This window comes from Pseudomonas sp. CBZ-4 (assembly GCF_000346755.1).
Taxonomy (GTDB): domain Bacteria; phylum Pseudomonadota; class Gammaproteobacteria; order Pseudomonadales; family Pseudomonadaceae; genus Aquipseudomonas.
Map to the genome: position 1 here is coordinate 1 of NZ_ANNV01000092.1, position 23,528 is coordinate 23,528.

Here is a 23,528-nt window from a genome sequence, read left to right on the forward strand (position 1 = left end):
CACACCGCTATCGCAGGCAAGCCAGCTCCCACATTATTAGTTTTGCATCAGCCTTAAGCCCGTCTTCAACTCGCCCTCTCCCCTATCCCCCGTTATACTTGCCGGCTTTCCTGAATTAATGCCAACTAGGGTCCCGCCGCGCATGGATAAGACCTACCAGCCGCACGCTATCGAAACTTCCTGGTACAACACCTGGGAATCCGAGAATTATTTCGCCCCGCAAGGCGCGGGCGATTCCTACACCATCATGATTCCGCCACCGAACGTCACTGGCAGCCTGCACATGGGCCATGGCTTCAACAATGCGATCATGGATGCGTTGATCCGTTTCCGCCGCATGCAGGGCCGCAACACCCTGTGGCAACCGGGTACCGACCACGCCGGTATCGCCACCCAAATGCTGGTGGAACGCCAACTCGAAGCCACCGGCCAGAGCCGTCACGACCTGGGCCGCGAGAAATTCCTGGAAAAGATCTGGGAATGGAAAGACCAGTCCGGCGGCAACATCAGCCGTCAGATCCGTCGCCTGGGTTCGTCCGTCGACTGGAGCCGCGAGCGCTTCACCATGGACGACGGCCTGTCGGAAGCCGTGAAAGAAGCCTTCGTGCGCCTGCATGAAGACGGCCTGATCTACCGCGGCAAGCGCCTGGTCAACTGGGACACCAAGCTGCACACGGCGATTTCCGACCTTGAAGTGGAAAACCACGACGAGAAAGGCTTCCTGTGGAACCTCAAGTACCCGCTGGCTGACGGTGCCAAGACCGCTGAAGGCAACGACTACCTGATCGTCGCCACCACCCGTCCGGAAACCATGCTCGGCGACGCCGCCGTGGCGGTTAACCCGAACGACGAACGCTACCAGGCGCTGATCGGCAAGTTCGTCGAGCTGCCGTTGGTTGGCCGTCGCATCCCGATTATCGCGGACGACTACTGCGACCCTGAATTCGGCACCGGCTGCGTGAAAATCACCCCGGCCCACGATTTCAACGACTACGAAGTCGGCAAGCGCCACAATCTGCCGCTGCTGAACATCTTCGACAAGAATGCTGCCGTGCTGCCGGCCTGCCAGGTGTTCAACCTGGACGGCACGCTGAACGACAGCATCGACGGCAAGATCCCGGCCGAATACGCCGGCCTCGACCGTTTCGAAGCGCGCAAGCAGATCGTTGCTGCCTTCGACGCCGCCGGCTTGCTGGTGAGCGTTGACGACCACGGCCTGAAAGTGCCGAAGGGCGACCGCTCCGGCACCATCATCGAGCCTTGGCTGACCGACCAGTGGTACGTGTCCACCAAGCCGCTGGCCGAGCCTGCGATTGCTGCCGTGGAAGATGGCCGCATCCAGTTCGTGCCAAAACAGTACGAAAACATGTACTTCTCGTGGATGCGCGACATCCAGGATTGGTGCATCAGCCGTCAGCTGTGGTGGGGCCACCGTATTCCGGCCTGGTACGACGAGTCGGGCAAGGTCTACGTCGGCCGCGACGAAGCCGAAGTGCGTGCCAAGCACAACCTCGGTGCCGACATTGCGCTGCAACAGGACAACGACGTACTGGACACCTGGTTCAGCTCGGGCCTGTGGACGTTCTCCACCCTGGGCTGGCCGCAACAGACCGAATTCCTCAAGAAATTCCACTCCACCGACGTGCTGGTCACCGGTTTCGACATCATTTTCTTCTGGGTTGCCCGGATGATCATGCTGACCATGCACCTGGTGAAGAACGAGGACGGCACCCCGCAAGTACCGTTCAAGACCGTGTACGTACACGGCCTGGTGCGTGATGGCCAGGGCCAGAAGATGTCCAAGTCCAAGGGCAACGTCCTGGACCCGCTGGACATCATCGACGGCATCGACCTGGAAACCCTGGTGCAAAAACGCACCTCGGGCCTGATGCAGCCGAAACTGGCGAAGAAGATCGAGAAGCAGACCCGCGACGAGTTCGCCGACGGTATCGCCAGCTATGGCACCGACGCCCTGCGCTTCACCTTCTGCTCGCTGGCGTCCACCGGTCGCGACATCAAGTTCGACATGGGCCGCGTCGAAGGCTATCGCAACTTCTGCAACAAGATCTGGAACGCGGCGCGCTACGTGCTGGACAAAGGCGAAGACTGCGGTCAGAACGGCGAAGCCTACGAGCTGTCCCTGGCGGATCGCTGGATCATCTCGCAGCTGCAACGCACCGAAGCCGAAGTGACCCGCCAGCTCGACCAGTTCCGTTTCGACCTGGCGGCGCAAGCCTTGTACGAGTTCATCTGGAACCAGTACTGCGACTGGTACCTGGAGCTGTCCAAGCCGGTACTGTGGGACGAAAACGCGCCGGTCGAACGCCAGCGCGGCACCCGTCGCACTCTGGTGCGCGTGCTGGAAGTGGCGCTGCGCCTGGCGCACCCGTTCATGCCGTTCATCACCGAAGAAATCTGGCAGCGCCTGGCGCCGCTGGCCGGTATCGAAGGCAAGACCATCATGCTGCAACCTTGGCCGGTGGCCAACGAAGCGCGCATCGATGAAGCCGCCGAAAGCGATATCGAATGGCTCAAGACCCTGATGCTCGGCACGCGCAACATCCGCGCCGAGATGAACATCGGACCGGGCAAGCCACTGGCTGTGTTCGTCAAGAACGCCAGCGCCGAAGACCAGCGTCGTCTTACCGAGAACGATGCGCTGCTCAAGAAGCTGGCGAAGCTGGAGTCGATCACCGTATTGGCGGCCGATGCCGAAGCACCGCTGTCCGCCACTGCACTGGTCGGCGAGATGGAAGTGCTGGTGCCGATGGCCGGCCTGATCGACAAGGGCGCGGAACTGGCTCGTCTCGATAAGGAAATCGCGCGCCTGCAAGGCGAAGTGCAGCGGGTGGGCGGCAAGCTGTCCAACGCAGCGTTCGTCGACAAAGCGCCAGCCGAAGTGATCGACAAGGAGCGCGCCAAGCTGGCCGAGGCTGAGCAGGCTTTGGGCAAGCTGGCGGAGCAACATGCGCGGATTTCCAGCCTGTAAGGTGGATTCCCTGTAGAAAAGAGGCCTTCGGGCCTCTTTTTTTTACCTTGAAAACCCAATCAATGTGGGAGCTGGCTTGCCTGCGATGCAGACAACCCGGTCCTTCAGCAGGCCAAGGTGATGCCATCGCAGGCAAGCCAGCTCCCACAGTTGACCGAGTAAGGCTCAAGATGTGTGACAATGCCCACCACTTTGAGCCAACACCAGAATCATCATGACCGCCCCCAGCACACCCAAACCTCCGCGCAAGAAGCCTAAAACCGCCGCCACGGCCAAACCCGTCGCGCCGCGCAAAGAGGCCACGCTGCACCCGCGCAACCGCCACACAGGCCGTTACGACTTCCCGGCGCTGATCAAGACCACGCCGGAATTGGCGAAATTCGTGATCCTCAACCCGTACGGCAAAGAGAGCATCGACTTCGCCAGCCCGGATGCAGTGCGGGTGTTCAACCGGGCGCTGCTCAAGTCCTTCTATGGCATCCAGCACTGGGACATCCCGCAGGACTACCTGTGCCCACCGGTGCCGGGGCGTGCGGACTACGTGCACTTCCTCGCCGACCTGCTGGCCAGCGTCAATGACGGCAAGATCCCCCGTGGCTCCATCGTCAAGGTGCTCGACATCGGCATGGGCGCCAACTGCGTCTACCCGCTGATTGGCTACATGGAGTACCGCTGGAACTTCCTCGGCTCGGAGGTCGACCCGATTGCCGTAGCCGCTGCCAAGGCCATCGTGCAGTCCAATGACCTGAGCAAGGTCATCCAGCTGCGCCAGCAGACCAACCCCAAGCAGATCCTGCTGGGCCTGCTGGAGCCTGGCGAACGCTTTGACCTGACCATGTGCAACCCGCCGTTCCATGCCTCCATGGACGAAGCCACCAAGGGCAGCGAGCGCAAATGGCGCGCCCTGGGCAAGGCTGATCCCAAGCGCAAATTGCCGGTACTGAACTTCGGTGGCCAATCGGCGGAGCTGTGGTGTGAAGGCGGCGAAGCGCGGTTTGTGACGCAGCTTATCGCTGAAAGTGCGCATTTTGCCCACAAGGTGCTGTGGTTCAGCTGCCTGGTGTCAAAAGCGTCAAACCTGCCCGCGATCGAGACAGCCCTGAAAAAGGCCGGCGTGCTGGAGAGCCAGGTGGTGGAAATGTCCCAGGGGCAGAAACAAAGCCGTTTCGTCGCCTGGACCTTCCAGACCAAGAACGAGCAGCAGATCTGGCGCCAGCGCTGGGTTCGCGACTAAGACGTTGTGATGAGGGCGCGTGCTGTGGCGAGGGAGCTTGCTCCCGCTGGGCTGCGTAGCGGCCCCAAGTCTTGGGAGCGCTTCGCACTCCAGCGGGAGCAAGCTCCCTCGCCACAGTAAGCTAGCGCCTACAAATCGCAAGCAACAAAAAACCGTGCCCGGATCGCTCCGAAGCACGGTTTTTTTTGCTGCGTCTTACTTGTTAACAGCGTCGGTCAGGCCTTTGGCCACAACCAGCTTGATAACTTTCTTGGCAGCGATTTCGATGGCAGCGCCAGTCGAAGGGTTACGGCCAGTACGGGCAGGACGCTCGCTCACTTTCAGTTTGCCAACACCTGGCAGAGTGATTTCCTGAGCGTTTTCCAGCTGATCAGCAACGATCTGGGACAGTTGTTCCAGAACTGCACGCACCTGAACCTTGGTGGTGTCGGTGGATTCAGCGATATCAGCGATCAGTTGGTCTTTAGTCAAAGCCATTGTGGTGTTCCTTCCCTATCAAATTCATATGGATTGCAGAGTGCAGTGTCAGCCATCGAGCCCGACCGTCAAGGCCTGGCACCCCTGACCATAACCACGAAGTTCGGGGTTATAGATGCTTGAAACGGGGATTGGTTCGACCTGACAGATGCTGAATGCACGCTTAACGCCGAGACTTGGCGTAAGACGGGGCAAAACTAGCACAGAGACGGGGAAATATCCGCTTCTACCTACCCATTTGGTCAGCTTTATCGCTCTAAACCGTGAAAAAAAGGAATATGCCCCGTCGGAGAGTGCCAAAACAGCCTTCAGAGCACGTCTTGCCCAATGGGTGCGGTACACTGGGCGACTTTTCGGGGAGGCCGACCGCTCCCCTTCAACCAGCCGAGAAGCCTATGCCGATCCGTCATTGCATCGTCCACCTGATCGACAAAAAACCCGACGGCACGCCCGCAGTTCTTCACGCCCGTGATTCGGAGCTGTCCGAGTCGGCTGCCATCGAGAACATGCTTGCCGACCTCAACGAGAGCTATAACGCCAAACAAGGCAAGGCCTGGGGTTTCTTCCATGCCGAGTCCGGCGCGCACCCGTTCAGTGGCTGGTTGAAGGAATATTTCGACGGTGGCCAGGATTTCACCACCTTCAGCCGCACCGCCGTCGAGCATCTGCAAAAGCTGATGGAAGAGTCCAACCTCTCCACCGGCGGCCACGTACTGTTTGCCCACTACCAACAAGGCATGACCGACTACCTGGCCATCGCCCTGCTGCACCACAGCGAAGGCGTGGCGGTGACCGACGAGCTGGACGTGACCCCGTCGCGCCACCTGGACCTCGGCCAACTGCACCTCGCGGCGCGGATCAACGTGTCCGAGTGGCAGAACAACAAGCAGTCCAAGCAGTACATCTCGTTTATCAAGGGCAAGAACGGCAAGAAGGTCTCGGAGTACTTCCGCGACTTTATCGGCTGCCAGGAAGGCGTCGACGGCCCGGGCGAGACCCGCACCCTGCTCAAGGCGTTCAGCGACTTCGTTGAAAGCGAAGACCTGCCGGACGAATCCGCCCGCGAAAAAACCAAGACCCTGGTGGACTACGCCAGCAGCCAGGCCAAGCTCGGCGAGCCGATGGGCCTGGAAGAATTGTCAGGGTTGATCGATGAAGATCGGCCTAAGGCGTTCTACGACCACATCCGCAACAAGGACTACGGCCTGTCGCCGGAAATTCCTGCAGATAAGCGCACCCTCAACCAGTTCCGCCGCTTCACTGGCCGCGCCGAAGGCTTGTCCATCAGTTTCGAAGCGCACCTGCTGGGCGACAAGATCGAGTACGACGAAGCCGCTGGCACCTTGATCATCAAGGGCTTGCCGACCCAACTGACTGATCAGCTCAAGCGTCGCAACTGATGCTCGGCGGGGTCCTCAAAAAAGTCCTGCTGGTGTTGCTGGTGGTGGTGGTGATCCAGAACTGGGGCAAGATCGAGCGGGTGTTCAACCCGTCGCAGGTGGTATCGGAGCAAACCCGGGCTTCGGCGCGGGTGGTGCTCTATTCCACCGAGTGGTGCGGGTACTGCAAGCAGATCCGCCGCTTCCTCGATCAGAAGGGCATTCCGTACCAGGCGTTCGATATCGACAAGGATGCCCACGCGCGCAAGGCCTATGAGGCCTTGGGCGGTGGTGGGATTCCCTTTGTGGATGTGAACGGCACGCTGATTCGCGATTACAACCCTGACGCGATCATGGCTGCACTGAAGTAACCCATACCTTTTGGGAGCTGGCTTGTGTGGGCTGGCTTGTGTGGAATTGGCTTTTTGTGGGAGCTGGCTTGCCTGCGATAGCATCACCGCGGTGTAGCTGACAGACCGAGGTGTCTGCATCGCAGGCAAGCCAGCTCCCACATGGGCCTAACGCACCACGATCATCCGCCCCAGCACGTGATGCTGCTCGAAGCCCAGCACCGCCTGCAACGCATTCAACACCGCCTGCGGGTCTTTGCTCGGGAAGCTGCCACTGACACGCTTGGCGCCCATGTCGTCGTTGAGCAACAGGATGCGACCCGGGTAGTAACGTTCCAGGTCCTTGACCACATCGGCCAATGGCGCCTTGTAATAATTGAGCCAACCGTCGCGCCAAGCCAGCCGGGACTCGCTGTCCACCGCGTGCATGGCATCGGCCACACCCTCGGCGTAGGCCACTTGCTGCCCGGCCGTCAGAATCTGCTGCAGGCCCTGTTTCGACGGCGTCACGCCGACCCGCCCGGACAATACCGTCACTTGCGCCCCCGCAGGTTGCAGGCGCACTTCGAATTGCGTGCCCAGCACCCGCGCCTCACCGCTGCCCGCCTCCACGACAAAGGGTTGCCCTGTGTGGGTCACGCTGAAAAAACCCGCGCCACGGCGCAACTGGATATGCCGCTCGCCATGGCTGAAATCCACGGCAATCGCACTGTCAGCGTCCAGAGTGACTTGGGATTGGTCGGCCAGGGTGACAGTCTTCACCTCTCCCGGCGCGCTCACATAATCGGCGCCAAAGTCATCGACCCAGCGCGATGGCTGCCAACCGGCACCCATGCATACCATCAGCAACAGGCACGCCGCCATCGCCAGTGCGCCGGACCAGCGCACCGCCCGTGCACGCTTCGAGGTGTTCATGGCATTGAGGTAGCCCTGCAACGCCAGCGCCTCTTCATCCGCAAGTTTTCGCGCAGGCACTTCACTCAATTCCCACAGCACCTGGGCCTGCGAATAGGCCTCGACGTGAGCCGGGTCGGCGCGCAGCCAATGGCTGAACGTGGCCTGGTCGCCGCTGCTGGGTTGGTCGTGCAACAGGCTCAGCCAGGCCAGCGCGGCGTGCTCCTGGTCGGGCGTGGGGGTGCGGTTCACGGTGCTTTCCCTGGCGTGCGTGGGGGCGATGGCTCACGAAGGCTGGCTTTACAGGCTTCGAGGGCACGCATCATATGTTTTTCCACGGCGCTTTGGGACAGGCCCATGGCCTTGGCAATTTCCGCGTACTTGCGGCCGTGGATGCGGTTGAGCAGGAAAATCTGCCGGGTGCGCTCCGGCAAGCTGCGCAACGCAGCTTCGACATGGCGCAAATCATTGCCCGCCTCCAACGCCGCCTGGGGTTCGGAGCCCTGGTTGTCCTGCTGTTCCGGCAGCCAGCCTTCGCTGCTGCGCACCCGCGCGCCTTCGCTGCGCAGGTGGTCGATGGCGATATTGCCGGCGCAGCGCAGCAGGTAGGTGCTGAGCTCTTCGACCTGCACCAGCGGGCGGCGCCAGAAGCGCAGGAACAGGTCCTGCACCAGGTCGGCAGCCGTGGCGCGGCAGCCTACGCGCCGATTGACCAGGGCTTCCATCTGCGAACGCTGCGAGAGAAACACCTGTAGGAAATGCGCACGCCCACCCGCTGATTCAGCGCGCTGGCTGTCCTGGGACTCCGGTGGGGTGCTGATCATCATGGGCGCTGCTCAGAGGGTGGCGAAAGCGGCGACGGGGCTGGCCAGCAGGCCAACACCCGCGAGGATCAAGGCCAACCGTGGCCGATAGGGCAGCAACAGCACCAACAACAACGCGCTGAGCATCAGCACGGCGCACCAGTCCACCAGGCCCCGGCTCCAACCGCCGAGCGCCACGGCCGGCCAGATCGACAGCGTCAGCAGCAACCACCCCACTGCGCGCAGACCCAGGCGCCGACGGGGCGACGGTTTGCTGTGCAGCAGCTCACCGTGGTGACGGTCGGTGGACAGGCACAGTGCGGTAAACCCGGCGTAGCACATCAGGAGCGCGAGCAGCATTCAGTTCGCCTCCTGCTTGAGGGTCAACGGCCGGGCGCGCTCGGCCTTGGCTTGCGGCGCCACGCGGTGCTGCATCTTCCAGGCCGCCCAGGCGAGGAACACGCCGCTGGCCAGGCAGGTCAGGTCGAAGCCGGCCATGGCCCAGTCGCCCTGCACCAATGAAACGCCCAGATGGTGCTGGGTGGTCAGCGCATTGAGCAGTGGAATCGCGGCAAACAGCAGCGCGCCCGCACTCAATTGCTCGACCCAGCCCTGGCGGCCACGGCGCAGGATCGCGTGCAGCAGGCTCAAGCCCCAGGCGATAAAGAAGGTTTGCACTTCCCAACCCGAGCGTTCGGCGAAGCTCACCGGCAACAGGCGATTGGCCCAGAAGAACGCAGCGATGGCGATCAGCAACCCGGACATGCTGGCGATGTTCAGCACCTCCACCAGCCGCAGTTCGAACGGCATCACGCCGCTCTTGGCGTGCTTGAGCTGGCGCTTGCCGAGCCAGATCACCAGCCCGGTGCCGATCATCGCCGTGCCCGCCAGGCCGCAGATAAAGTACAGCCAGCGCAGCACCGGGCCGGCGAAATGGCCCATGTGCAGGCCATAGAAACTGCCACCGATAATCGCCGGCAGCGATTGCCCGTCACTGCTGCGCAGCAGCTCGCCGGTGGTGCCGTTGAACGACACGATGCTGTCGAATTCATGCACCACATTGTCGGAACTGGCGCGGAACACATTGACCGAGGCATTCACATCGCTGGGGTTGTTCACCCCCAGTCGGCCTACGTGGCCACCATCCCACTGCGCCCGTGCCTGTTCGTACATTGGCAACAGCGGCAGCAATTGGCCCGGTTGCCCCAGCGCCGGCGCGTTATTGGTGGCGGGGAACACTTCGTTGAAAAAGGCGCGGGTATCGCCGCTGTAAGAGGCGAGGATCGGCGCCGGCATCACCATGCTCATGAAAATCACCAGGCTGCTGTAGGTGATCATCAGATGGAACGGCAACACCAGCACACCCACCGCGTTATGCCCGTCGAGCCAGGAGCGCTGGCCTTTGCGGGGGCGAAAGGTGAAGAAGTCCTTGAAGATTTTCTTGTGGGTGATGATCCCGGTGATCAACGCGACAAACATCACCATCGCGGCGATGGTGGACAACCAGCGGCCCCAGGGGTGGGGCATTTGCAGTTGGAAGTGGAAGCGATAGAAGAAGTCGCCGCCCATGCTTTCGCGGGCCTGCACGTCCTGGCCGGTGACCGGGTCGAGGGTTTTCTGCATGAAGTTGCCGCGTCGGCCGGGGTCGAGCTTGTCTTGCCACATCACCGACAAAGCCGGGTCGCGCTCGTCCGGCAGGTTGATAAACCAGCGCGCGGCCTTTGGTGCGGTTTGTTGCAGATAGGTTTGCGCGACGCTCAGGCTGCGCGCGTTATCCAGTGGATAGGCCTGCACTTCGGGCTGCATCCAGTGGCTGATTTCTTCCTTGAAGTACGCCAAGGTGCCCGTCAGGAAAATCGCAAACAGCAGCCAGCCAAAGATCAGCCCGCTCCAGGTGTGCAACCAGGCCATGGCCTGGCGAAAGCCCTCTTTCATGTGCGCACCATCCACAAGCCCACACCCGCCAGCGTGGCAAACGCTGCGCTCGGCAGCATCACGCCAAACCAGGCACGCCAGGCCGTGCGGCAGGCAAAGCACCAGAGCACCGCCAGCAGATAGAACACAAACGAACTCATCATCCCGGTGATCACCGCGTCGGCGCGGGAGGTGGGCATCCACAATGCCAGGCAGATGGCGGCCAGGGAGGCCATCAGGTAGCCGCCGACCACAGCCGCGAGCACCCGTGATGTCACGGCGAGACGGTAAGCGACGGGAAGTGAGGTTTTGCTTTTCATGCAGGAGGCGCCAGGTTCATCAGCGCGCAATATTAATGATAAATATTCTCATAAGCAAAACAGAACGGATGAAACACCGGCGCTGGCGGATTGCCGAACCGTATCGGGCCGCCTACAATGCGAACAATTCTTGTTCTCTAAAGCATGCGAAATGCTTATGGAGTGATCGCGTTGCAGCCGTCCAACACCGTCGAAGTTCTGTACAACGACCATCACCACTGGCTCACCGGCTGGTTGCGACGCAAGCTCGGCTGCCCGGAAAGCGCTGCCGACCTGGCGCAAGACACCTTCATCCGCGTGCTCACCGCCCGAGAAACCCCAACGCTGATCGAACCCCGCGCCTTCCTCACCACTGTGGCCAAGCGCGTGCTGTTCAACTTCTACCGCCGCCAGGACCTGGAGCGCGCCTACCTCGACGCCCTCGCGCAGATGCCCGAACACGTGGCGCCCTCGGAAGAAGAACGCGCCATCATCCTGCAAACCCTGGTGGAGCTGGACCAATTGCTCGACGGCTTGCCCACCCAGGTCAAACGCGCCTTCCTGCTGGCCCAGCTCGACGGCCTGACCTACGCGCAAATCGGCGCGGAACTGGGCATCTCCATCGCCACCGTCAAACGCCACCTGAATAAAGCGGCCATGCGCTGCTACTTTGCCCTATGAATTTCTCTGCCCAAGTCGCCGAACAAGCCGTGCATTGGCTGATGGAAATGCAGCAAGGCGCCCTCAACCCGCGCCAGCACGCGGCGTGGCAGCACTGGCTGAATGCCCACAGTGAACACCAGCGCGCCTGGGACCATATGCAACGCGTCAACCAGCGCCTGCGCGGCATGCCTTCGCCCCTGGCCCACGCGGCGTTGAACGCGCCAACCTCCACCAGCCGGCGCCAGGCCCTCAAGCTCCTGCTGATTCTCGGCGCCGGTTCCGCCGCCGCGTGGAGCCTGCGCCAGCAACATATCCTGCCGCCGCTGACCGCCGATTACCGCAGCCCGGTGGGCCAACGGCGCAAGGTACAACTGGCCGACGGCAGCCAGTTGCACCTCAACACCGGCAGCGCGGTGGATGTGCATTTCGATGGCCAGCAACGTTTGATCCGTCTGCTCGAAGGCGAAATCCTGCTGACCGGCGTCAAAGGCCCTGCACCGCTCAAGGTCTTGACCGGCCAGGGCCTGCTCAGCAGCCAGGCCGCACGCCTGAATGTGCGCCAGTTCAACGACCACACCCAGCTGGCAGTCCTCGACGGCCACGTTGATGTGATGCCCAACACCTACAGCGGCCTGCCACTGAACGTCGACGCCGCGCAGCAGGTCAACTTCACCCGCAAAGGCTGGGACACCCCACGCACCACCGACGCCAACAGCGGCGCCTGGGCCGATGGCATGTTGGTCGCGGCCCACATGCGCCTGGAAGATTTCCTCAACGAGCTGGGCCGTTATCGCCGTGGCCAGCTCAACTGCGACCCGCAAGTCGCCAACCTGTTGATCTCCGGCAGCTACCCGCTGGACGACAGCGAGCGCATCCTCGACCTGCTCACCGTGAGCCTGCCGGTCAAGGTGCGGCGTTTTACCCGCTATTGGGTGACCGTCGAGGCCCGCGCCTGACATTATTTTCAAACCTTGTGAGCCGTTTTCCACACCTCGCGTGACAGAGAAGGAAAGCCACCTTGATCCTTCCTTCTCAGGACGCTCTTCATGCCCCAGCAACCGACGCTTCTTGCCCGCTCCCTGCGCCAACTCCTACTCGGCGCCAGCTTGAGTCTTACCGTGCTGCCTGCGGTGATGGCGGCTGACGCCAAGCCCTATCACATCGCACCGACCTCGCTGGAAACCGCCCTGAACCAGTTCGGCCGCGAAGCCGGTGTGTTGATTTCCTTTGGTTCAGAAGTTACCGCTGGCATGCAGAGCCGTGGCCTGTCCGGCAACTACAGCGCCGCCGAAGGCCTGCAGAAACTCCTGGAAGGCACCGGCCTGCAAGCCCGCGCCGAAGGCGACAATGCCTACAGCCTGCAGTCGGCCAATGCGCCGACAACCATCGAGCTGGGCACCTCCAGCGTGGTCGGCGACTGGCTTGGCGATGCCGCACAAACCAACGTCTTCGAACACCCCGGCGCCCGTGACGTGATCCGCCGCGAAGAATTCGAACGCCAGGGCGCCACCCAGGCCCGCGACGTGCTCAACCGCATCCCCGGCGTCAACGCCCCGGAAAACAACGGCACCGGCAGCCACGACATGGCGCTGAACTTCGGCATTCGCGGCCTCAACCCACGCCTGGCGTCACGTTCCACGGTGCTGATGGACGGCATCCCGGTGCCCTTCGCGCCGTATGGCCAGCCGCAGCTGTCGTTCGCACCGATCAGCATGGGCAACATGGACGCGGTGGACGTGGTCCGCGGCGGCGGCGCCGTGCGCTACGGCCCGCAGAACGTCGGCGGCGTGGTCAACTTCGTGACCCGCGCGATCCCGGACGCGCCCACGGTCAAAGGCGGTTTCCAGACCGAAACCAGCCCGTCCTCCAGCCATGACGGCTTCAAGACCACTGCCAACCTGCTGGCCGGCGGCACCGCCGACAACGGCCTGGGCGGCGCGATCCTGTACTCCGGCACCCGAGGTGGCGACTGGCGCGAAAACAGCAACACGCGCATCGACGACCTGATCCTCAAGGGCAACTACCAGCTGGACGAGGCCAACAGCTTCAACGCCATGGCGCAGTACTACGAAGGCCAGGCGGATATGCCCGGTGGTTTGAACGTCAAGGACTACAAGGCTGATCCGTATCAGTCCACCCGGCCCTACGACAAATTCTGGGGCCGCCGTACGATGTTCAACGCCGGCTACCGCTACCAGGAAGACCGCCGCGAATTCACCGTGAACACCTTCTTCACCACCACCCTGCGCAACGGCTACCTGGACCAGACCCGCTTCCTGTCCCTGTCGCCCCGCGAATACTGGGTGCGCGGCCTGGAAAGCCGTTTTGCCCAGGGCTTCGACCTCGGCAACACCAGCCACGAAGTCGGCGTGGGCTATCGCTATATCAACGAAGCCGGCCACGAATTGCGCTACACCACGCCGATCTCGGCCAACCAGCAAATGCCCACCACCAACAGCAAGAACGACCGCGACACCCGTGGCAGCACCGAAGCCAATGCGTTCTTCATCGACGACCGCATTGATATCGGCCAATGGACCATCACCCCGGGCGTGCGCTACGAGATGATCAAGTCCGAGCAGACCGACCATATCAACAACCTCAACTACAAAGGCAACTACAACACCGCGTTGCCGGCGTTGAACGTGCTCTACCACCTCACCGACAGCTGGAACCTCTACGCCAACACCGAAGGTTCGTTCGGCAGCGTGCAGTACAGCCAGATGGCCAAGCGCGTGCCCAAAGGCCAAGTCAAACCGGAAAAAGCGCGCACCTGGGAAGTCGGCACTCGCTACGACGACGGCGCCTTGCGTGCCGAAATCGGCGCGTTCCTGATCAACTTCGACAACCAGTACGAAAGCAACCAGACCGACGACTCGGTGATCGCCCGGGGTGAAACCCGCCACCAGGGCATCGAGAGCAGCATCAACTATGCCCTCGACGGTTTGAGCCCGGCCCTCGCCGGTTTTGATGTGTACGCCAGCTATGCCTACGTCGACGCGACCATCCGCGAAGACGGCCCGAACAAAGGCAACCGCGTGCCCTTCTCGTCCAAGCACAAAGGCACCCTCGGCGTGGGTTACACCGAAGGGCCGTGGAAACTCAACGTGGACAGCAGCTACCAGAGCAGCCAGTTCGCCGATAACGCCAATACCGAGCAGGAAAATGCTGACGGCAACACCGGACGCATCCCTGGCTACATGCTGTTCAGCAGCCGTGCGGCGTACGACTTTGGCCCGCAGCTGTCGGATTTGAACGTCGCGGTGGGTGTGAAAAACATCTTCAACAAGCAGTACTTCACCCGCTCGTTCGACGACAACAACAAGGGCAAGTACGTCGGCGAGCCGCGCACGGTGTACGTGCAAACCTCCATCGCGTTCTAACCACATAAACCCCTGTGGCAGGGGCGCTTGTCGTGGCGAGGGAGCTTGCTCCCGCTGGACTGCGCAGCAGTCCCATTCGATCAAACAACGAGTGGGGCCGCTTCGCGACCCAGCAGGAGCAAGCTCCGTCGCCACATTAGCTGCCCGCCAGGCAACTGGGGGTCGCGGCGACCAGTGCGTCAATGGCGCAACGGGTCTTGGCCGGCATGTGCGGTGCGGTTGGCCAAATCACGTGGATCGGCGAAGGCTGTTCACGGTAGCCCGGCAGCACCGCTTCCAGTTGCCCGCGCAGGACGTAATGGGCAATCAACCAACTCGGCAACCAGGCCAGGCCAACGCCCGCGATGGCGGCATCAGCCACGGCCTGGAGGTCGTCCAGTACCAGCGGTGCTATCAGCCGTGAGCGATGCGGGGTGTTGGTTCTGTAGGCAATCTCCCGACGGCCTGCCAGATCATCGATGGATTCGATTTTCCCCACACGTTGCAGGTACGCCGGCGATGCGGCGAGGCCCACGGCTTGCTCCCCCAGGCGGCGGGCGCTGAGTCGATCAGTGTCGGGCAACGGGCCGATACGCACGGCAACGTCGAAGCCTTCCTGCGTCAAGTCGATCATACGGTCAGAGAAGCACACCTCGATCTCCAGTTCCGCATAACGATCCAGCAAGCTCCATAACGCAGGCGCCGCATAGTGATGCCCGAATGCCAGCGGCACGCTTGCCCTCAACCGCCCACGTGGTTGCTGCCGCCCGCTTTCCAGCACCGATTCGGCCGCCTCCAATTCCGCCAAGGCGCGTAGGCAATGCTCGTAATACGCCTGCCCGTCTTCTGTCAGATGCTGACGACGGGTCGAACGCTGCAACAAGCGGGTACCCAACCGCGCCTCCAGGCGTGCCAAGCCTTTGCCCACCGCCGAACGGGTGAGGTTCAGGCGCTCGGCGGCTTCCGTCAGGTTGCCGCTTTCCACCACTTGCAGAAACAGTTCAACGCCATCAAAACGTGGGGTGGCCATGATGTAATTGTCGCCCTTGATTCCCTTATCAACGGAAAACTTATCACGAATAAAGAAATACATTCCCCTGAAAATAGCCCGACTTCACTATGACCAGGAGAATCCCATGCCACCCGCAACCACGTTATCCGCCGCCAGCCCGCCACGCGCCGCCAGAGACCGCCTTGCCCTCACTGCCGTATGCCTGGTGGCCCTGATGTTCGGCCTGGAAATCTCCAGCGTGCCGGTCATCCTGCCCACCCTGGAACAGCAACTGGGCAGCGGTTTCCAGGACGCTCAATGGATCATGAACGCCTACACCCTGGCCTGCACCAGCGTACTGATGGCGGCGGGCACCTTGGCGGATCGCTTTGGCCGGCGGCGCATGCTGGTGCTATGCCTGTGGTTGTTTGCCCTGGCCTCGCTGGCTTGTGGCTTGGCCAACGATGCTTCCACGCTGATCGCGGCACGTTTCGTACAAGGCATCGGCGCTGGGGCGATGATGATCTGTCAGTTCGCGATTCTGTCGCACCAGTTCCGCGAACCGGCGGCACGCGCACGCGCCTTTGCGGTGTGGGGGGTGATCGCGGGCGTGGGGCTGGGCTTCGGGCCGATGGTCGGCGCGTTGATCCTGGCGGTGGCGGACTGGCGTTGGGTGTTTCTCGTGCATGTACCACTGACACTTCTGACATTGGGGCTGCTGCACATCAGCGTGCAGGAATCCCGCGACCCAGCAGGACATCGCCTCGACATCGCTGGCATGCTGACCTTGACGCTGTCGGTGTTTTCGCTGGTGTACTTCATCACCCAAGGCAGTGAACACGGCTTTGGTACACCAGCGATGCTGGGTTGGGCGGCCTTGTCGTTGATCGGCCTGGTGCTGTTCGTGTTTATCGAGAAGCGCAGCACGCACCCGATGTTTGATTTCTCGGTGTTTCGCATCCGGCGTTTCAACGGCGCCCTGATGGGTTCCATCGGCATGAACTTCAGCTTCTGGCCGTTCATGATCTACCTGCCGCTCTACTTCCAGGCCGGCCTGGGCTACGACACCCTGACCACCGGCGTCGCCCTGCTGGCCTACACCTTGCCGACTTTGCTGGTGCCGCCACTGGCCGAACGCCTGGCCCTGCGCTATGGCGCCGAACGCATCATTCCCCTGGGGCTGGGCTTGATGGGTGTGGGGTTCCTGAGCATGGCCGCCGTCAACACTGCGGCGCAGCCGAGCATCGCAATGGTGCTGGTCAGCTGCGCCGCAGCCGGCGTGGGCCTGGCGCTGACCAACTCGCCGACCACCAACACCACCACCGGCTCGGTCTCGGCCGACCGCGCAGGCATGGCGTCGGGCATCGACCTCAGCGCGCGGCTGATCACCCTGGCGCTCAATATCGCGTTGATGGGGTTGGTGCTGTTACTGGGGATCAGCTATCAACTGGCCACTATCTTGCCCGCAAGCACGGCATTGGATTGGCCAGCCATCAGCCAGGACATCGCGGCGGGCAAGCTGACGGCGTCCATGGGGCTGTCGTTCGCCGACGCCCAGGCCGCACTGCGTCACGGCGCAGGTTGGGCGATGCTGTTCGCGGGGGGTGGCGCAGTCGGGTTGGCGCTGTTGAGCAGGTACTTCTTCCGACGGAACCCCTAAACGCAAACGGGCCTGCAAATGCAGGCCCGTCTTCAGTGGGGTTGAAAAAACTGTCAGCTATTGAGTGCAGCGTTTTCGTTTTCCAGGAATTCCTCTTCAAGCGCGTCATCATTCACGCTTTTGGCTGGCTGGGGTTTCGCGGCAGCGCGAGGCTTGCCTTGCAGTTTGCCAAACAGATGCTCCAGCGCATGGTCCAGCTTGGTCGCCGCACCGTCGATCGCCTGTTCCAGGGTATCGGCCTTGTGCAGTACCGAGAGCGGCTGATGGCCTTTTGGCCGTGCTTCCAGGCGGCAGCTCAAATCGTGGGGGCCGGGCTTGTCGCCGTTCTCATCCCGCAGGTAGACCTCAACGCGGGTCAGGTCCTCTTCGTAACGTTCGAGCGTGCTTTCAATGGTAGTACGTACCCACTCCTCCAGTCGGATGCTGCTTTCAATATGGTTATCGCTATTGACTTGGATTTGCATAGTTTTTCCCTTATTTCAGCTAGCTCGCGAGAGGTCACAACTGCAACACCGATGCGGTGAAACCATGACCTCTTGACTACACAATTGAGCAGTCAGCCGAACAATTCAACCCCTTTTCAAAGATAAATCCCACATTACAAATTAACCCTGACTACGATCAAAAACGCTGTTAGGGTGGGGAGTTAGTTACAACTTCCTACGCCCAGCAATCCTCACAATTGCCCGTCGCCCAACGGGTGCAAGCCGCGAAAAATCGCCGCCTCCTCCACCAGCCAATCATGCACCGCACGCACGCCCGGGTGGCTCAGCGCGCCTGGCGCATACAGCAGCACATAGCGTTTATGGTTGGGCACGGCCAGGCCGAACGGCACGATCAAGGTGCCACGTTCCAGTTCGTCGTTGAGCAAGGTGCGTCGCGCAATGGCCACGCCCATGCCGGCGATGGCGGCTTCGATGGTCAGGTGGTTGCGGTTGAAGGTGTGCCCACGGCGCACGTCGGCTTCGTGATAACCGATGGCATTCAGGTAGAACTCCCACTCCGCATATTCATAACTCCCACGCCAGGCGGTGATGTCGTGTAGCAGGGGAAAGTGCGCCAGATCCGCCGGCCCATGCAGCGGCGGCCGTCCACGCAACAGGCTCGGCGCACACACCGGGAAAATCTGCTCGTCCAACAGGGCTGTGGATAACAGGCCGGGGTAGCTGCCGTCGTTCAAGTCGATGGCCAGGTCGAAGTCGCCCTCGTGCAGGGCGATGCTGCTGTCTTCGGCGACCATGCGCAGTTGAATGTCCGGGAAACGTTGCTGCAAACGCGGTAAACGCGGGGTCAACCATTTGCCCAGGAACGATGGGATCGAGCGCAGGCGCAAGGTGCCGCTGATCATCCCCGCGTCCAGCCGCTGCAACTCGGCATCGATGCTGCCGTAGGCCTCCCCCACCGTCGCCGCCAGCCGCTGCCCTTCGGCGCTGAGCTCCACCCCCCGTGCGCGGCGATGGAACAAGCGAAACCCCAGGCGCTCCTCCAACTGGCGAATCTGCTGGCTTACCGCCCCCGGCGTGATGTGCAGTTCTTCGGCGCAGCGGGTGAACGACAAATGCCGCGCAGCACAGGAGAAAACGTGCAACCAGACGTAGGTCTGGCCATGGAGGGGACGGGTCATAAGGGTTTAGTCCTGCTAAAGGGTGTCTTAGGATAATTCGTTGGTCAGTGCCGATCCAGAGGCTCAGTATCGCGCCAATTGCGCTCGTCCTACAAAACATGGCAGCGATTCCTACTCCATTGCTTGTAAGGCTTTAGCATGGCTATCAGTGTTTTCGATCTATTCAAAGTGGGCATCGGCCCCTCCAGCTCCCACACCGTCGGCCCGATGCGGGCGGCGGCGACCTTCGCCCAAGCCCTGATCGATCAACAACTGCTGAGCGACACGCGCCGCGTTGAAGTGCGCCTGTATGGCTCGCTGTCCGCCACCGGGGTCGGCCATGCCACTGACCGTGCCTGCGTGATGGGGCTGATGGGCGAGTGGCCGGACACAGTCGACCCCACCTCGATCAATGCCCGTATCCAGCACCTGCGCGAATCCGGCCGGCTGTTGCTCGCAGGCCTTCAGGACATTGCCTTCAACTGGCAAAGCGATCTCCTGCTGCTGGACGAAAGCCTGCCCTACCACCCCAACGCCATGTCCCTGCACGCCTACGGCGACAGCGGCCTGTTGAGCGAACAAACCTATTACTCGGTGGGCGGCGGTTTCATCATCGAAGCGGCTGAGGCTGAATCGGGCATCGCGCCGACCAGCGACGTGGAATTGCCCTACGACTTTTCCAGCGCCGTGGAACTGCTGGCCCTGTGCAACAAGCATGGCTTGCGGGTTTCCGAACTGATGATGGCCAACGAACGCGCCTGGCGCAGCGACGAACAAATCCGCAGCGGCCTGCTGCATATCTGGTCGGTGATGCGCGAGTGCGTGGAACAAGGCCTGCGCGATGAAGGCATCTTGCCAGGTGGCCTGGATGTGCCGCGCCGCGCGGCGAAATTGCACCGCAGCCTGCTGGAAATCGGCAAACCGAACGTGATCACGTCGACCTTGTCGGCGATGGAATGGGTCAACCTGTTCGCCCTCGCCGTCAACGAAGAAAACGCCGCTGGCGGGCGCATGGTTACGGCACCGACCAACGGCGCAGCGGGGATCATCCCGGCGGTGCTGCATTACTACATGAAATTCAACCCTGAAGCGTCCGACGATGACGTGGTCAATTTCTTCCTGGCCGCTGCCGCCGTCGGCATCCTGTGCAAGAAAAACGCCTCGATCTCCGGCGCCGAAGTCGGTTGCCAGGGCGAAGTCGGCTCGGCCTGCGCCATGGCCGCCGCTGGCTTGGCCGATGTGCTCGGCGCCACCCCGGAGCAACTGGAAAACGCCGCCGAAATCGGCCTGGAACACAACCTCGGCCTGACCTGCGATCCGGTCGGCGGCCTGGTCCAGGTGCCGTGCATCGAGCGCAACGCCATCGCCGCCGTCAAGGCGATCAACGCCACGCAAATGGCCCTGCGCGGTGATGGCAAACACTTCATCTCCCTCGACCGGGTGATCCGCACCATGCGCGATACCGGCGCCGACATGCATGACAAATACAAAGAAACTTCACGGGGCGGCCTGGCCGTGAGCTGGGTGGAATGCTGAGGAGCATTCCCTGACCGTCCCAACGTGAGCCCGCGCAAAAATAATAACGAGGCAATAACGATGACCGATGTACGTACACCTGCTGCCGAAAATCCTGCTGAAACTGCAACAACGACCGTGAGCAAAGGCTGGACCAAACACGACACCACCTGGATGCTGGGCCTTTACGGCACCGCCATCGGCGCCGGCACCCTGTTCCTGCCGATCAACGCCGGTGTCGGCGGTTTCTGGCCGCTGATCGTGCTGGCGCTGCTGGCCTTCCCGATGACCTTCTTCGCCCACCGTGGGCTGACGCGCTTTGTGCTGTCGGGCAAATCCGGCGATATCACCGAAGTGGTCGAAGAACACTTCGGCGTGGGCGCAGGCAAGCTGATCACCCTTCTGTATTTCTTTGCCATCTTCCCGATCCTGCTGGTGTACAGCGTGGCGCTGACCAACACGCTGGGCAGCTTCATGGAACACCAACTGCACATCGCCCCGCCGCCGCGGGCGATCCTGTCGCTGGTGCTGATCCTCGGCCTGATGGCGATTGTGCGTTGCGGCCAGGGCGTGATCGTCAAGGCCATGAGCGTGCTGGTGTACCCGTTCGTCGCCGCCCTGCTGTTGCTGGCCGTCAGCCTGATCCCCAACTGGAACGGCGCGTTCTTCGCCTCGGCCGGTGATGGCATGCCCATGCCGCTGTTCTTCAAGACCCTGTGGCTGGCGATCCCGGTGATGGTGTTTTCCTTCAACCACTCGCCGATCATCTCCGCGTTCGCCGTCGATCAAAAACGCGTTTACGGCCAGCAGGCCGAGCGCAAGAGCAGCGGCATCCTCGCCACTGCCCACGGCATGATGGTGTTGACGGTAATGTTCTTCTGCTTCAGCTGCGTGCTGGCCCTGTCGCCGGCTGACCTGGCGGCCGCCAAGGCGCAGAACATTTCGATCCTGTCGTACCTGGCCAACCACTTCCAGACCCCGGTGATCGCCTACGCGGCACCGTTGATCGCGCTGGTGGCCATTACCAAATCCTTCCTTGGCCACTACATCGGCGCCAGCGAAGGCTTCCAAGGCTTGATCGTCAAATCCCTGCGCGGGCGCAATCGCTCGATGTCGGCCAAATGGCTGGAGCGCTCGACCGCGATCTTCATGGTGCTGACCTGCTGGGCCGTGGCCACCTTCAACCCAAGCATCCTGGGCATGATCGAAACCATGGGCGGGCCGATCATCGCGTGCCTGCTGTTCCTGATGCCGATGTACGCGATTCGTCGCGTGCCATCGCTGCGCCAGTATTCGGGCCAGCTGTCGAATGTGTTTGTGGTGGTGATTGGGTTGATTGCGCTGTCTGCGATCGTTTTTTCGGTCTTGCCCTGAAACAACGCACAAACACAATCCAGTGTGGGAGCGGGCTTGCCCCCGATAGCGGTCTGTCAGCCAAGTTTTAGCAAGCTGACACAGCGTAATCGCGGGCAAGCCCGCTCCCACAGGGGGGACTTCAGCGATTGAGGGTTCGCTGTACGGCACGGCCCTTGCTGTACAGGGAATGAGGGCAATGGCCAGTGGTCAGGAGATGCGAACTAATCCCGCCACCGGCCGTCAATGACTGCATGTTCTTATCAGGCGGTACGCACCATGGACAATCCTTTTCAGATCATCACTGACACCTTCACCCCCGACTACCGCGTCAACCTCAGCATCCAGCGGCTGGATGGCAGCATCATGCTCACCCTCTCCAACGAGGCGGGTGTGGTGGCCAAGCGCATGATCAGCGCCGAGCAGCGCAACGACCCGCAGCGGCTCAAACGCCTGGTGCAAAGCATCCAATTCGGCATCGCCATCGAGCAGGGCCACAGCGCCATGGAGATCCTGGCGGTGATGACCGATGGCGATCACAAACTGTTGCAGCGCCCGCCGGCGCGGACGCTGCCGTTCAGCGTCGGGCTTTAAAGCTCGCCTTTCTCGGTTTCCAGGCTCGCTTCGCCTTTGCGACGCGGGCCATCGACCTTCACCGAGGGGAACGCCGACGAGGCGTAACGCACCACCAGGATCGAGAACGCCAACAGCAGAATCCCACCGCACAGGTAGATGATGCCTACGTCTGGCGGGTTGTGGTGGGACACGTTGGAGATCAGCAGGCGCGTCAACGCCGTGATCGCCACGTAGATCAGGAAACGCACCGGCATGTGGTTGGTCTTGAAATAAATCCCGACCATTGCGCCCAATTCCAGGTAGATGAACAGCAGCAAGATGTCATCGATCTTGATGTGCCCGTTCTCCAGCATCCCCAGAAACTCCATCACCGCCGCCCAGGCCGTCACCGCACCAATGGCGAACAGCGCCAGGTAGTGGAACGACTCGACAAACAGGTTACCCAGGGACTCGGCCAGTTCATGCACGTTCTGGCGCAGCCTTTCGGCCCAGTTGATTTTCACGATGATGCTTCCTTAGGTCGGCTCGACCGGATAATGCGGGTTGGACGTGACGGTTGTTCTGCATGCAGAAAAAAGGCCAGACACTGCAGAGTGAGATGATGGCGGGGTGACATGAGACACTTCAAACCTGTATTTACGGGCTACAGTAAAAAACTGCTACCCAAACCCCACGGTTTGGCTTACCCTTTTCGCTGTATATAAATACAGTAGTCGCAATAGACAACTATCGTGAAGGCATGTGAGGTGGTGAATGGCCGTCGAAGTGGTATACCGCAGCAGCCGAGATCTGGAGCGTTTGTACATTGTTTTGCGGACTAGCGGACTGCCTAGATAGGCCATTGGTCGGGGTAGCTGCATCTAAAACTGCCGTAGTATCAGCAGCCTACGTATCCAGATGGAGAAATATTGTCCTTCGAAACCAATTATCCTGCCTAGTTTTCGCTTTTGCCACCCTGCCTAGTTAGCTCGTAGGGCTTTAGCGCAACAGTTCGCAAGATTCATCGGCCAGCATTTGATTTGAACAAATGCTTCCTCATACACGCTGGACAGACAGACGACGAGGCCAAAATGGCAGTTGAGACTCTTTATCGCAGTACCCGAGACCTGGAGACTACTTTTGTGGACCGCAAACTCGCTGATGCGCATGATCAAATGCTTGAGCTGGCGGAGCTGCTGACGGACACACTGATGAAGCATGTACCGGGGCTATCTGAGAAACACGCAGAGGATGTGAGCATCTACATGGCTAAAAATCGCTCAGTGTTTGCAGCAGCTTTCAAAAACAATGTGGGCGCTTTGAGCGAGCTTTCTGAAGCCACTGGTACTGAAGGATGAAATAGGTCAGAGCCTTCGAACGTGATTGACCGTTTAGTAAGCGTTTGGAGCTTATGCAAACTAAGCTCCAGCATAATGGGAATGTTTGGAATATTTTTAAAATTACAACCCCCTCGGGAGTGTTTGGTC

Annotated in this window: 22 protein-coding genes; 12 read left to right on the forward strand and 10 right to left on the reverse strand. The window is 61.2% G+C overall.

Annotation, left to right across the window (positions count from 1 at the left end):
* The first annotated feature begins 142 nt into the window (after positions 1-142).
* A complete protein-coding gene (locus B348_RS0110995; RefSeq protein WP_017736175.1) occupies positions 143-2,989 on the forward strand; it encodes a valine--tRNA ligase in 2,847 nt (948 codons plus the stop codon).
* 214 nt (positions 2,990-3,203) lie between these two features.
* On the forward strand, positions 3,204-4,223 hold the full coding sequence (gene rlmF, locus B348_RS0111000) for a 23S rRNA (adenine(1618)-N(6))-methyltransferase RlmF (RefSeq protein WP_017736176.1): 1,020 nt from the start codon (positions 3,204-3,206) through the stop codon (positions 4,221-4,223).
* Between the two features lie 195 nt (positions 4,224-4,418).
* Here rlmF and B348_RS0111005 read toward each other — a convergent pair whose 3' ends face one another.
* Complete coding sequence (locus tag B348_RS0111005) at positions 4,419-4,700, reverse strand: HU family DNA-binding protein (protein WP_017736177.1); 282 nt, start codon at positions 4,698-4,700, stop codon at positions 4,419-4,421.
* 395 nt (positions 4,701-5,095) lie between these two features.
* Here B348_RS0111005 and yejK point away from each other — a divergent pair, with 395 nt between their 5' ends.
* Both yejK and B348_RS0111015 read left to right on the forward strand, forming a co-directional pair.
* Positions 5,096-6,100 carry a nucleoid-associated protein YejK gene (gene yejK / locus B348_RS0111010; protein WP_003171997.1) on the forward strand — a complete coding sequence of 335 codons (1,005 nt, stop codon included), beginning with the start codon at positions 5,096-5,098 and terminating at the stop codon, positions 6,098-6,100.
* Entirely contained in the window at positions 6,100-6,450 is a 351-nt protein-coding gene (locus B348_RS0111015; RefSeq protein ID WP_017736178.1) for a glutaredoxin family protein, read from the forward strand. Before yejK ends, B348_RS0111015 begins: the two co-directional genes overlap by 1 nt.
* A gap of 147 nt (positions 6,451-6,597) precedes the next feature.
* Here the strand turns inward: B348_RS0111015 and B348_RS0111020 are convergent, their stop codons facing one another.
* Genes B348_RS0111020 through B348_RS0111040 form a run of 5 tightly spaced genes read right to left on the reverse strand, consistent with a single transcriptional unit; the run spans position 6,598 to position 10,360 of the window.
* Positions 6,598-7,575 (reverse strand): FecR family protein, encoded by a 978-nt coding sequence (locus B348_RS0111020; RefSeq protein ID WP_017736179.1) that lies wholly within the window; start codon positions 7,573-7,575, stop codon positions 6,598-6,600.
* The gene (locus B348_RS0111025; RefSeq protein WP_017736180.1) at positions 7,572-8,150 is read right to left on the reverse strand and encodes an RNA polymerase sigma factor; all 579 of its coding nucleotides are present in this window, start codon (positions 8,148-8,150) and stop codon (positions 7,572-7,574) included. Before B348_RS0111025 ends, B348_RS0111020 begins: the two co-directional genes overlap by 4 nt.
* A gap of 9 nt (positions 8,151-8,159) precedes the next feature.
* Positions 8,160-8,486 (reverse strand): DUF3325 domain-containing protein, encoded by a 327-nt coding sequence (locus B348_RS0111030; RefSeq protein ID WP_017736181.1) that lies wholly within the window; start codon positions 8,484-8,486, stop codon positions 8,160-8,162.
* Complete coding sequence (locus B348_RS0111035) at positions 8,487-10,061, reverse strand: PepSY domain-containing protein (RefSeq protein ID WP_017736182.1); 1,575 nt, start codon at positions 10,059-10,061, stop codon at positions 8,487-8,489.
* Positions 10,058-10,360, reverse strand: a complete 303-nt coding sequence (locus tag B348_RS0111040) for a DUF3649 domain-containing protein (protein ID WP_026136722.1) — start codon at positions 10,358-10,360, stop codon at positions 10,058-10,060. The genes B348_RS0111035 and B348_RS0111040 overlap by 4 nt, the downstream gene beginning before the upstream one ends.
* A 171-nt stretch (positions 10,361-10,531) precedes the next feature.
* Here B348_RS0111040 and B348_RS0111045 point away from each other — a divergent pair, with 171 nt between their 5' ends.
* The 3 genes from B348_RS0111045 (at position 10,532) to fecA (ending at position 14,385) form a co-directional block, all read left to right on the forward strand.
* A complete protein-coding gene (locus tag B348_RS0111045; RefSeq protein ID WP_017736184.1) occupies positions 10,532-11,020 on the forward strand; it encodes a sigma-70 family RNA polymerase sigma factor in 489 nt (162 codons plus the stop codon).
* Positions 11,017-11,958, forward strand: a complete 942-nt coding sequence (locus tag B348_RS0111050) for a FecR domain-containing protein (RefSeq protein WP_017736185.1) — start codon at positions 11,017-11,019, stop codon at positions 11,956-11,958. The genes B348_RS0111045 and B348_RS0111050 overlap by 4 nt, the downstream gene beginning before the upstream one ends.
* Positions 11,959-12,048: 90 nt before the next feature.
* Positions 12,049-14,385 (forward strand): TonB-dependent Fe(3+) dicitrate receptor FecA, encoded by a 2,337-nt coding sequence (fecA, locus tag B348_RS0111055; protein WP_026136723.1) that lies wholly within the window; start codon positions 12,049-12,051, stop codon positions 14,383-14,385.
* 136 nt (positions 14,386-14,521) lie between these two features.
* On the opposite strand, the gene B348_RS0111060 is transcribed toward fecA, so the two are convergent.
* Positions 14,522-15,394: a LysR family transcriptional regulator gene (locus B348_RS0111060; RefSeq protein ID WP_026136724.1), complete on the reverse strand. Its 873-nt coding sequence runs from the start codon at positions 15,392-15,394 to the stop codon at positions 14,522-14,524.
* A gap of 106 nt (positions 15,395-15,500) precedes the next feature.
* Here B348_RS0111060 and B348_RS0111065 point away from each other — a divergent pair, with 106 nt between their 5' ends.
* Entirely contained in the window at positions 15,501-17,015 is a 1,515-nt protein-coding gene (locus tag B348_RS0111065) for an MFS transporter (RefSeq protein ID WP_017736188.1), read from the forward strand.
* 53 nt (positions 17,016-17,068) lie between these two features.
* Here B348_RS0111065 and B348_RS0111070 read toward each other — a convergent pair whose 3' ends face one another.
* Positions 17,069-17,479, reverse strand: a complete 411-nt coding sequence (locus tag B348_RS0111070; RefSeq protein WP_017736189.1) for an HPF/RaiA family ribosome-associated protein — start codon at positions 17,477-17,479, stop codon at positions 17,069-17,071.
* Between the two features lie 212 nt (positions 17,480-17,691).
* Complete coding sequence (locus B348_RS0111075; protein ID WP_017736190.1) at positions 17,692-18,639, reverse strand: LysR substrate-binding domain-containing protein; 948 nt, start codon at positions 18,637-18,639, stop codon at positions 17,692-17,694.
* A gap of 138 nt (positions 18,640-18,777) precedes the next feature.
* Between B348_RS0111075 and B348_RS0111080 the strand changes: the two genes are divergently transcribed.
* The 3 genes from B348_RS0111080 (at position 18,778) to B348_RS0111090 (ending at position 22,080) form a co-directional block, all read left to right on the forward strand.
* Positions 18,778-20,154, forward strand: a complete 1,377-nt coding sequence (locus tag B348_RS0111080) for an L-serine ammonia-lyase (RefSeq protein ID WP_017736191.1) — start codon at positions 18,778-18,780, stop codon at positions 20,152-20,154.
* A gap of 60 nt (positions 20,155-20,214) precedes the next feature.
* Positions 20,215-21,507 (forward strand): serine/threonine transporter, encoded by a 1,293-nt coding sequence (locus B348_RS0111085; RefSeq protein ID WP_026136725.1) that lies wholly within the window; start codon positions 20,215-20,217, stop codon positions 21,505-21,507.
* A 258-nt stretch (positions 21,508-21,765) separates the two neighbouring features.
* The gene (locus B348_RS0111090; protein ID WP_017736193.1) at positions 21,766-22,080 is read left to right on the forward strand and encodes a DUF3509 domain-containing protein; all 315 of its coding nucleotides are present in this window, start codon (positions 21,766-21,768) and stop codon (positions 22,078-22,080) included.
* On the opposite strand, the gene B348_RS0111095 is transcribed toward B348_RS0111090, so the two are convergent.
* Entirely contained in the window at positions 22,077-22,565 is a 489-nt protein-coding gene (locus B348_RS0111095; RefSeq protein ID WP_017736194.1) for a phosphate-starvation-inducible protein PsiE, read from the reverse strand. The two genes, B348_RS0111090 and B348_RS0111095, sit on opposite strands and share 4 nt — an antisense overlap.
* A gap of 567 nt (positions 22,566-23,132) precedes the next feature.
* Here B348_RS0111095 and B348_RS0111100 point away from each other — a divergent pair.
* On the forward strand, positions 23,133-23,399 hold the full coding sequence (locus B348_RS0111100) for a YebG family protein (RefSeq protein WP_026136726.1): 267 nt from the start codon (positions 23,133-23,135) through the stop codon (positions 23,397-23,399).
* Positions 23,400-23,528: the final 129 nt, after the last annotated feature.